Source organism: Enterovibrio makurazakiensis (genome assembly GCF_050336585.1).
Taxonomy (GTDB): Bacteria; Pseudomonadota; Gammaproteobacteria; order Enterobacterales; family Vibrionaceae; genus Enterovibrio; species Enterovibrio gelatinilyticus.
In genome coordinates, this window is sequence record NZ_JAKJSE010000017.1 from 100,793 (window position 1) to 111,403 (window position 10,611).

Consider the following 10,611-nt stretch of genomic DNA (forward strand, 5'->3'; position numbering starts at 1 on the left):
GGAATTTTGGCTTACTTTCACTCAAAAAATAGACACATGTACTATCTTTAAGATCGTTAGCTTAAGGGTTGGTGGTCGGTAACTCTTTTGTGTGATGCAGAATCAAGACATACAGTAAAGCGACATCAATATTAAAAGCGCTCGCGGCAATCGTCGCAATGTCTTGGTTTCTTATGAGTTACAGAAGCCATGAAACAGGGATATAACGATGCCAAAGAGAAGCAAAGAAGACACGGAAATCACCATTCGCTTGATACTAGATGCTGTAGTCGATCAACTGGTCACGTTGGGGTATGACAAGATGTCATACACGACGCTTAGCCAGCAGACGGGCATATCACGCACAGGGATCAGCCATCATTTTCCCAAAAAGACCGATTTCATCACTCGGCTCGATGATAGGCTGCTTGGAATATTGATCGATCGACTCGATCTTGAGGGTGACAAAAGAACCTTTATCGAAAGCTGGTTGACAGCACTTCGTTCGGATAATCGTTTTACCGCGGTACTTCGTCTCTTTTTCCTGCACACTGTTTCGTCAGAGAATGCCGTCGAGTTCACAAGTCACGCGAGTCAGAAGCTGCATGATGTTTGCTGCAATCGATATGGTGAAGAATTCGAAAAAGAATTTGAGTGGTTACTGGGTAAATCACTTCTTACCATGGCGTGACGGTTTCTTCTGCGATAAACCGCGAGAACACTGCTTTTAAAAGGCGTCCCGAGTGGGCGTTTTTTGTTCATCTGTCTTTATTAATGCGGTGTTTTTTTACGAGAAATGCACTCATTGTTGATCTGAGACAGTAAAAGGCTAAAAAACAATTAATCGTTCAAATAAAAGTTGAGTAGCTCAAAAATAATTGAATAATGGGGATTCTGAATGTTCCGTATCACCCATTTGCCAACGAGATTTTTCATGAGCAATTCACTAGTACTCGTCCTGAACGCAGGCAGTTCCTCTCTTAAATTCGCATTGATGGATGCACAAACCGGCGAGGCGATGTTATCTGGCCTTGGTGAGTGCTTCGGCCTTGACGATGCGCGTATTAGCTGGAAGCGCGAAGGACAAGACAAGCAAGAAGTTATGCTTGAGCAAGGTGGTAGCCACCACGAAAAAGCGGTGGGTCTCATCGTTGAATTGGTCGAAAGCATGGATGTGGGTAGTCGACTGGTTGCTATTGGTCACCGTGTTGTGCACGGTGGCGAGAAATTTGCTACTGCAACCCTGCTTGATGAAAGCGTTGTGGCAGAGATTGATGCACTGAGCGACCTAGCTCCGCTGCACAACCCAGCGAACGTCATGGGCATTCGTGCCGCAATGAAAGCATTCCCAAGCCTGCCACAAGTGGCGGTGTTTGATACTGCATTCCACCAAACCATGCCTGAGAAAGCCTTCACCGGCGCAATCTCTAACGAGCTTTACAAAGAATACGGTATTCGCCGCTACGGCTTCCACGGCACAAGTCACTTCTTCGTTAGCCGTGAAGCTGCGAAGCAATTGGACAAGAACATTGATGAAGCAAATTTCATTTCTGTTCACTTGGGCAATGGTGCTTCAGTGTGTGCTGTACGCAACGGTCAGTCTGTTGATACCTCAATGGGCTTTACTCCGCTTTCTGGTTTGATGATGGGCACGCGTTGTGGTGACCTAGACCCTGGCATCATTGAGTTCCTGCTGAAAAAAGGCTGGAGCCAAGAGCAAGTGTTTGAAGCACTGAACAAGAAATCGGGTTTCTTGGGTGTATCAGGCCTGACTTCAGATGCACGCGGCATTTTGGAAGCGATGGAAAATGGTCACGAAGGCGCGAAACTGGCGTTTGAAGTGTTCACTTACCGTGTTGCCAAATACATCGGCTCATACTTGATCCCGTTAGACAGCCTAGATGCGATTATTTTCACCGGTGGTATTGGTGAAAACTCGTTGCCTATCCGTCGTCAGATCCTGAGTAATCTGAAACTGCTGGGCTTTGTCGAAGACGAAGCAGGCAACGAAACTGCACGTTTCGGTAACGGTGGCATCATCGCTAAATCAGAAATGATGGGCGCGGTCGCGATCGTTGTGCCAACCAATGAAGAGTTTGTGATTGCCTCACAAGCTGCTGGGTTTGCTAACTAATCCACAATAGCTGAATAGAGTACGAAAAGCCGCTGATGAGAGTCAGCGGCTTTTTTGCATTAAATAAGAGAGCAACTTGTGAAGCAGAAAATTAGAAAACGAAGCATTCAAATATATTTTTAAGCAGAGATATTTCCTGAATGAATGCTAACGTGGGTATACGGAATATACATAAGTAGATATTAGTTCATAAAGCTGGGGCCATTAACGTTATTGTTGGTCTGAGATACTAACTGGCATCACTAGTTAAAAACAGATGACGTCTACTACGTGGATTCATCAAGGTTAGACTTTTTTACGTAAAAATATAAATTTGGAAAATACGCGATAGCGAAAAACATTGGCTTCTCCGCTTTAGCTGATGAAAAGCCGGCGACATAAAAGCGTTAGGGATTAGCTTTATAGATTTTTAATATGGCGTCGTCTAACATCAGCGTTAGTGTTTGAATATACTCAAGGCTTATTGGGCAACAAGTGTAATGATTTGACTCTCTGTCATGGTGAACTGGCATTCAAATGTCGAGTACTGAGGTAGTTGCTTTCCAATTCTCTCATCTAATGCTAATTCAATATGATTCTCGCTAATTCCAATTACCTTTGACGTTTCAAAACCAATAACATCTTTGATATAGGGGTAAATAGCTTTATAGACGCTTTCTTTTGCCGAAAATACGAGAGTCGCAAACTGCCTAAAAGACAGCTTACACTCGTCAAGAAACTTCACTTCTCTTGTATTCATGATGTGGCGGGAGAGGTTGTCTGCTGTTTTGTGGCATAAGAGATCTTCGATATCAACGCCCAGGAAGTTGATAGCATTATTACTTGTTACTGCACACAATGCTTGATCACGAGTGTGTGAAATCGAACCAGAAATGCCTTTAGGGAATCCTGGTGTCCTGTCCACGTTTCGTATGACCTCAGTAGAATTTGAACCTATAGAGGCTAAGGCTTGTCGCGCAAGAATTCGCCCGGCCATATATTCTGCTTGCCGTTTTGGTACTGAACGGCGTATGTCATCGGGTATATCTATATTCAGTGAGCAACCCAGATTTTGGGTTAGATGATGGCTGTTAAATCGACACCACCATACTTCAACCCCAATATCTCGATGCTCCTGAAAAAGACCTATTTCTTCAATTAGACGCTCACTCATTTTTGATTGTTCTCTTCCTGTTTCCTTCTTGAAGACTATCTTCATGTGCGTTCTAAAATGAACGATGAACTCACACAGCACTTTCCTCGACAAAATGGTCGACATTGTTGGCTTTGCTTTCCTGATCAAAAACATTAGCAGCATTTAATATGGCCGTAATGACTCTGTCGATGTCCTCGGTAGTGGTTAGTGGATTAGATATGACGACCCTGAAAACAGTAATTGGCTCTTTCGAAATATTATGCTCAGTGAGCGAAGTTTTTGATACAAAACAGCCATTCAAATTAAATAGCCTCTCCTGTATCTTCTCATTAATTTTGTTGATTTCAGCATTGTCACTTTCTGAAAGGCAAATGTTTTTTAATCTGGAAGGTATATACCTAAAATTTACGATATTTAAATCACATGATTTTAATAATTGGAAAGATACTTCTGATTTTATCGTGTTTTTTAAGTGTTCGGTATTCTGCATCGACTTTTCTATGAGATAAGAGTAGCCTTCTTTTCCGACAATCCTAAGTAGAGCGTGAATAAGAAGTGAATTAGCTGCGCGCGATCCTTCTAAAGAAAATTGACCTAGATCTAAGCTTCCAGGTTGTGACTGATAGCTTGCAGTAGTTGAATAACAGTCTGCATCATTCATGTTTCTGAATAAGCACATACTTGCTCCTTGAGCTGAATATAACAGTTTATGTGCGCAAAAAGTGATGGAGTCTGATGAGTGAATGCCTGAGAACTTATGTTTGTACTTGTCGGAAAATATAAATCCGCCACCCCAGGCTGCATCAACATGGAAGTGAATACCATATGAGTTTGAAATTTCACGAAGAGAATGAAGAGGGTCAATTGTGCCAGTCTCTGTCGCACCTGCTATCCCGACCAACGATATCACGAAGACATTCTCTTTTTTACATGTCTCGAGTTTTGACTTTAAATCCTCAACACACATACGATTATTGTCGTCTGTGTCTACATACAGTATTCCATCCTCGCCAATGCCTAGTATATTGGCGGATTTCTTGAATGAGTAGTGCATTAGCCGAGTTCCAACAATAACGGCTTCCTTAAACCCTAGTAATTGAAGACACTTATGAAATCCCTTTTTCTTTAATTCGGATTTTGTTATGCCTAACTCAATGAGCTTTCTGTTTCTTGCATAAAGCATTGCGGTCATATTAGCAATGCTACCACTGCTGGTGATCGTTCCATAGACTGAAGCTTCATCATGAATATTGCTTGGGTAACAAGATGAATGTAAATCAAAAAACAGTTTATGAAATGTGTACAGCACCTGTCTTTCTAACTTTGTCAGAATGTTTGATGTTTCGACTTTCACCACATTTTGGTTCATTCTTGTGATAATTTTGGCTATCTCAGGAATAAAGTTGGGAAGTCTGGAGGTCATGTGGCCAATATATCGTGGTGACGACACATCGATAGTAAAAGGTATGACGTCATTATCTAGAAATTGGAGGTAGTCCTCTACACCAATTTGAGCTTGGTCAAGTAAACTTTTTTCAAGATGAGCGAAATCTTGGATTAACTGAGTTGATGAGTTATCTTTGTTTTTTATTCTATCTAAGTTTGTTTTAGGCTCAAATAATTGGGTGTACTTATTGTTCATGTCGATCCTAAATGGCTAATTTAATACAATGGCTTTTTATTTGATTTGTAGGTTTTTATGTGTTTATCAATTTTGTTCAAAAATGGACTTTTTCTAAAATTTCACTAACGAGATTTGTAACGTTTTTATAATCCGAATTAATGAAGAAATGCCCGCCATCAAAATATGCGTAATTAAAATCACGTGTCGATAGGTCTGACCAAGAAATCAATTGTTCCTTGGTAACTTGCGTATCAGAGTCGCCTGAAAATGCAGTGATAGAGCAGGGTAAAGCTTCTTTGGTAGCGATGTAGTTATCCGCAATGGTAAAATCGGCTTTTAACATTGGCAGCAGTAATGACATCAATTCTTTGTTTTGCATGACTTCTACTGGTGTGCCGTTCATTGCCTCTATTTTCTCAAGAAATACGTCATCAGGCAGGTCGCAAATCCGCTCGCTGAGTTTTGGGGTATGAGGCGCGCGGCTTCCGGAGGCAATAAAATGCAGAGGAGGCGTTCCCCCTCTTTGAATGACTTCGATTGCAAACTGGAACGCTATTCGACTCCCTAAACTGTGCCCAAGCAATACGTAAGGCTTCTCGGTAAGTTCGCATTCAAATGGCAGTAGTGCTTTCATCATTTCAGGCATTGTTGAAATGGCTGGCTCTAACAATCTTGATGCTCTCCCTGGAGGTTGCACAATGACGAGCTCTACGAATTCGGGGAGTCGTTTAACCCAGCTTTGATAGTTAGCTGCGCTTCCCCCCGCATAAGGGAAGCAAACCAATCTCATTGTCGCGTTGGCATTTGGTGATGGAATAACAAACCAATCACTGTTTGTTAGCGTCCCTGCGTTGACTGATTTCAAGCGATTCTCCTTCTTTATCACTTATGGCTGCCATCAAGCAGCGTTCTTGCGAGTTTTCTAATTTGTTGAATATGTAGTGAAGAGAACAAGCGAATGTCCTCACTGGAATACATGGCAGGGCTGTATCCCCACACTAAGGTTAACTTGCCATTTTCCGAGCTCAGTTTTCCAAAAGGCGCAAATCTAGATGGATGCAAGCCTTCTTCCTTCCCTTTATATTCTGGAGCTATATTGTCTTGTGTGCCTTCTACCGCGTTAGTTTTTGGCACGTAGTTAAATTCAACATTGTGCTCTGGAATTGTTGATATCTTATTTGCTAGTTGAGGGTCGTTGAATCTTGCGTATTGCATCGCCTGACTTGGTTTTTCAGCCTCTATAATCTGCTTTGATACGACGCGAAGGTAGTCTTCAATGGAGTGAGACAGCGGTTGGTCGAGGTATACGAAATCGTATCGAGAAATCCAACCCACAGTACGGCTTAAGTTGAAACCTTCGTGCGCTCTGTTGTTACGCGTGATACAGAGGAAGGCTTTGTTTCCCTCTGTCCAGTTCTCGTAAGCCAGAGACAGGGCGCCTATCACAAGAGTTTCAATATCGAACTGAGAATCTTGAAGCGAGCTGTCCAATAAGTTAGTGAGTTCCTCATCGAATAGGGTGGAAATCAATTCAGGCTCTACAAGTTTGTGTTCGCTTTCATTGTTAAGCGATAAGCTATCGATATTATTGCATTTATCCCAGTCTTTACTCAGCCAGTCATCGATATACTCAGGTGCATATGACTTAGCGACTTCTAGCTGACAGTCAATAAACTGATTGAGTTGCGTTTGTGTATTTGGGAGTACAATCGGCTTCCTTGCTGTTAGTTGACCATATGCCAACATAAGATCTTCTTTGAGCACACCCAGTGAATAACCATCAACAATAAGGTGATGAAAAACGAGAAGTATCCTGCCAGGCGTTTCATCGCCTAGTTTAAACCTGACAACGTAAAACAGCTGTTTTCCAATATCTAATCGCTTTTGCAGCAATGTGCAAACTTGCTCTAGTTCAGTGGTCTGAGCCATACAATTTAGATGTGAGAAATCGTATTCAAGCCACCAGTCTTTCATTTCTTCCAATGGTTGATATAGCTGGCTCCAAATCCCATCCTTGTGTCGCCAAATACGTCGAAGGCCCTCATGATGTTGAAGAATGGCAACGACTGCCTTTCTGGCATTGATTGGATCAAAGTTTTCTCTTACGACAAAAAGTTCAGATATGTTCCAGTGGTTACGCTGCGGCCGCTTGAATAGCCAGTGATCATTGAAGCCGATATCGTAGGCAACATTGTGCGTAGCCGACGGCAGAATGTTCTGGTTCGAGTCATCTCTAATACTCACTGCCAGAGATTCTATATCGTGTTCGCCGAACAAAAGAGGTAACGCGAAGCTTATGCCTTTTTTGGTAAAGGTGGATTGAAGTTGTACGGCTTGAATTGAATTTCCCCCCAAAGAGAAGAAGTTATCCTTTAGCCCCACTTTTGGCATTCGTAGCAAAGCCGCGATTTCGTCGCACAACATTTTTTGGATTTCTGTTGTTGGCGCAACATACGTTTTGGATGTCCCCAACGCCGATGCGCGAGTTCCGCTTGCTTCAACAATTTTAGCCATGTCGAAATGAAGGGCACTTGCAGACCAAGAAGAGAGGGGGAGTTTTGATTCCTTTACGTTTTGATTTTCGTTGGTGATCTTAGGCGTTGTTGAAGCCTTACTCGATGCTTTGGTTGCATCGAACTCAATTTGTGCGAGGGTGTCTCCGCTGATCTCTGTTGATTCGGGATAGACGCCGATGTTCGTTAGGAAGTTCCGCGCTGGGGTATTACGCTCCCCAATTTCAACGGGAATAATGCAGGGGTTGTTGCCCGCCATTACGCCAAAATACGCCATCATCTTATGTTCAACGCCGCGGCCCATTGCACGGCAACTAAGCAGAAAACTGTCCAGGCTAATTTGGGTGTCTTGTTTCTCCCAAATAACAGCACCAACAATGCCAAGATCGCCAAATATGTCGGAGACTCTGACAACAAACCCTTGAAGTTGATTGTTTGCAAAACGTCGTGACAATGTTATTTCGTCATACCGTCGTAAGCTGGTGTTAAACTGGTTAGTTCTAAGACTCAACTCCGATACACGGGGCAGGTTCCCCTCTTCGATAGGAGAGAAGGAAATATCTGTGTTCAAAGACTCGAGATATTCCATGAAGGATTTTGTCGTTGCTTTAAATCTGCTTCGTTTCTGATTTTGTTTGTATTGTGTCGTGCGATCCGATGCGACATCGTCATCCAATGCAGCATCAAACACCCACAAATGAGTGAGCCATTCTGAAATAGCTTCCAGCCTAGGTCTTTGTAGAACGTGAACTTCTGGGCAGTTTGCGGTGACTTCAGCACACTGCACTGGGTCGTCATCAATAAATACAAAACTGTCTAAACCAAGGTTGAGTTCAGCCGCGATAGCGCGGATGTTTTCGGACTTAGATGCCCAGTTAATTCGGGTAGTGGTAATGTCCTCTTTGACCAGAAGCATGTCGGGTGTGTGGTCAAAGGCATTCCACACGTCCATTTCTTCGTTCTTGCTGCATAAAGCGAGTAGAACACCTTTCTTTTTCAGCGATAATGCCAGTGTTTGAATCGCTTTAAACGGTTCGGTGACCGCAAGTTTTTCTGCGCCAACCTCTCCAACAACACCTTGCCAGAGTGTATTGTCACAATCTAAAACCAGAACTTTGGTTTGTTCTTTTTTCGGACGGTACAAGGTTCGAATGATAGACGTTGAAAGCGCTGCATAGCCTTCGGGTGTGTAGGCGATGTTGGCAGACTTGAAACTGTCTTCATCAAACGCATTATTGACAGGATATAACGCTGATAACGTTGAATTTGGGGTGACCGAAACGTGACTAATGTGTGCCAATTGGCTGACGAACTCGTTTTCGAGCTCAGCAATCTGCTGACTGTATGCCTCAGCCACCTTTGATGACAGTGGGCCAAATACAATATGACAAGGCTTTAAGTGCTTTGCCTGCTGGGTGATGATTTGGAGAAGCTGCCTGCTCTGTGTTTGAGCAAACTCTAGCGGTTGGCCGCCCACGAGCCAGCTCTCCCAATTAAGTAAAATGGCACTGTTTGCCGTCAAGTCTGAGTACAACGCGCTATTTAGGTTTAGCAACTCTTGTTGTATCTGATTGAAAGGTCCAAATTTCCATTGATGCACAAAATCGAGTTTATCGTGCCAAAACGCGAGTGAAGGTTGCATCGGTTCAACGGAAAAATTACCCAGAAGATAGGTTGATGGCTCTGAGTAGGCCAGTAATTTATTGCTTAGCGCGAGGTTACTGATTGTCGTGTTGTCGCTATCGACGAAAGTGAGAATGATCTTCCAGTAGTCCTCAAGGAGAGCCTTCGCCAACGTTGGCTCAAACATCGCTGTGTTGTAGTCCACACACAACGCGGTACTCTCGCCAATATCAATAAACGAAAACATTAGGTCGAGTTGAGCGTTAACGGCATCCGGCAAAAGATCGTCCAGTGCGGTATCGCCATTGATGGATGAAGTGTCCAGCAACTGGATGTTTTGATAACGAAGAGAAACGTTATAGAGAGGACTTTTGCCGCCTCGTGCTGGGTTGATTTCATTAACAATAAAATCAAAGGGACACGTTTGATGCTTTCGTATTTTACTAAACGTAGTTTGTACATTTTTAAGCAGTGAAGCGAGAGTGTCATCGTTTTGGTATTGCGTGCGTATGGCCAGAAAGTTGATAAAGCAGCCAATCATATTGATCACTTCTTGCTGCTCTCTTCCTGCTTCGACAGAGCCAATGACAACATCGTGCGTGTTTGCCCACTTAAACATCAATGCACTGAGTGACGCCAGCATTAACTCAAACATGCTGACCCCGTTTTGCTTTGCGTAATTACGCACTTTGAGACTTAACGCATCGGGAACGGTGAGGGTCGCTCTTTCACCCTGATAGGATTGATAATTGTCTGCTTGTTCATCCACGGGGAACCGTATCGCACGCGGCGCATCTGCCAGCTCATGTCGCCAAAAATTAAGATGCTCTTGAAGCCTTTTTGAGGGCTTTCCATTGTCAAAAAACGTTTTGTGTTGCCAGCGCGCGTAGTCGGCATATGTATGCTTAATCTCAGGCAGGGCAGGAGGACGATTGTTCTCCAATGCTTGGTAGGCTGCCAAAAACTCTTTGCCGAGGATTGCCGTTGACCAGTCATCCCCGATGGCATGATGCATGACTACCGAGAGTAGGATTCGACCTTCGTCAGATTTAAACAATGCCAAGTTGATGAGCGGAGCCTGACATAAGTCAAACGTGGTTTGATGGTGAGCATTCACGGCTGAAAAAAGCGCAGTGTCATGACTCACTGTTCTGATGGTTAGCCCTGGGACACAATGATCATCAATCTTTTGGAACAGCGTATCTTCCTCGGTGAAGAAATATGTCCGAAGGCTGGCGTGTCGCGAGACCAAAATGCTTATCGCCTCTTTAACCAAGGGCAGTTGTGTATCGCTGGCCAGTGGGAGTGTAAACGCCATATTGTGGTGAGGGCTACCCCCTGTAATTTGATGAAGCAACCAGAAACGTTGCTGTGCAAAAGATGCGACGGCATGCAGCTCATCGGAAGCGTCAAAAGACAGTAACTTCTCTGTATCAAGTTGCTCTAAGAACAGAATGATGGCGTCTTTATTCGCCTTTATGTGTTGTGAAATGTCTGGCGTCATGGCACCCGGTTTAGACCGAGCACCCAATTTCCCATCCTTGACGAATAGCACTATCCCTGCTTTTCGCCATTGTTCAATGTGTTGCGCAATATTCATAAC

The 10,611-nt window shown here is 43.6% G+C and carries 6 protein-coding genes; 2 read left to right on the forward strand and 4 right to left on the reverse strand.

All coding sequences use genetic code 11. The features are described from left to right. The first annotated feature begins 208 nt into the window (after positions 1 to 208). Complete coding sequence (locus L4D06_RS13920) at positions 209 to 670, forward strand: TetR/AcrR family transcriptional regulator (RefSeq protein ID WP_274164311.1); 462 nt, start codon at positions 209 to 211, stop codon at positions 668 to 670. 243 nt (positions 671 to 913) lie between these two features. Then, positions 914 to 2,113, forward strand: a complete 1,200-nt coding sequence (locus L4D06_RS13925) for an acetate/propionate family kinase (RefSeq protein ID WP_429740029.1) — start codon at positions 914 to 916, stop codon at positions 2,111 to 2,113. Between the two features lie 460 nt (positions 2,114 to 2,573). Here the strand turns inward: L4D06_RS13925 and L4D06_RS13930 are convergent, their stop codons facing one another. The 4 genes from L4D06_RS13930 to L4D06_RS13945 form a co-directional block, all read right to left on the reverse strand. Then, positions 2,574 to 3,311 (reverse strand): 4'-phosphopantetheinyl transferase family protein, encoded by a 738-nt coding sequence (locus L4D06_RS13930; RefSeq protein ID WP_429740030.1) that lies wholly within the window; start codon positions 3,309 to 3,311, stop codon positions 2,574 to 2,576. A 25-nt stretch (positions 3,312 to 3,336) separates the two neighbouring features. After that, positions 3,337 to 4,890: a pyridoxal-dependent decarboxylase gene (locus L4D06_RS13935; RefSeq protein WP_429740032.1), complete on the reverse strand. Its 1,554-nt coding sequence runs from the start codon at positions 4,888 to 4,890 to the stop codon at positions 3,337 to 3,339. A gap of 76 nt (positions 4,891 to 4,966) precedes the next feature. Further along, the gene (locus L4D06_RS13940) at positions 4,967 to 5,737 is read right to left on the reverse strand and encodes a thioesterase II family protein (RefSeq protein ID WP_429740033.1); all 771 of its coding nucleotides are present in this window, start codon (positions 5,735 to 5,737) and stop codon (positions 4,967 to 4,969) included. A 17-nt stretch (positions 5,738 to 5,754) separates the two neighbouring features. Next, positions 5,755 to 10,608, reverse strand: a complete 4,854-nt coding sequence (locus L4D06_RS13945; RefSeq protein WP_429740035.1) for an HAD-IIIC family phosphatase — start codon at positions 10,606 to 10,608, stop codon at positions 5,755 to 5,757. Between the last annotated feature and the right edge of the window lie 3 nt (positions 10,609 to 10,611).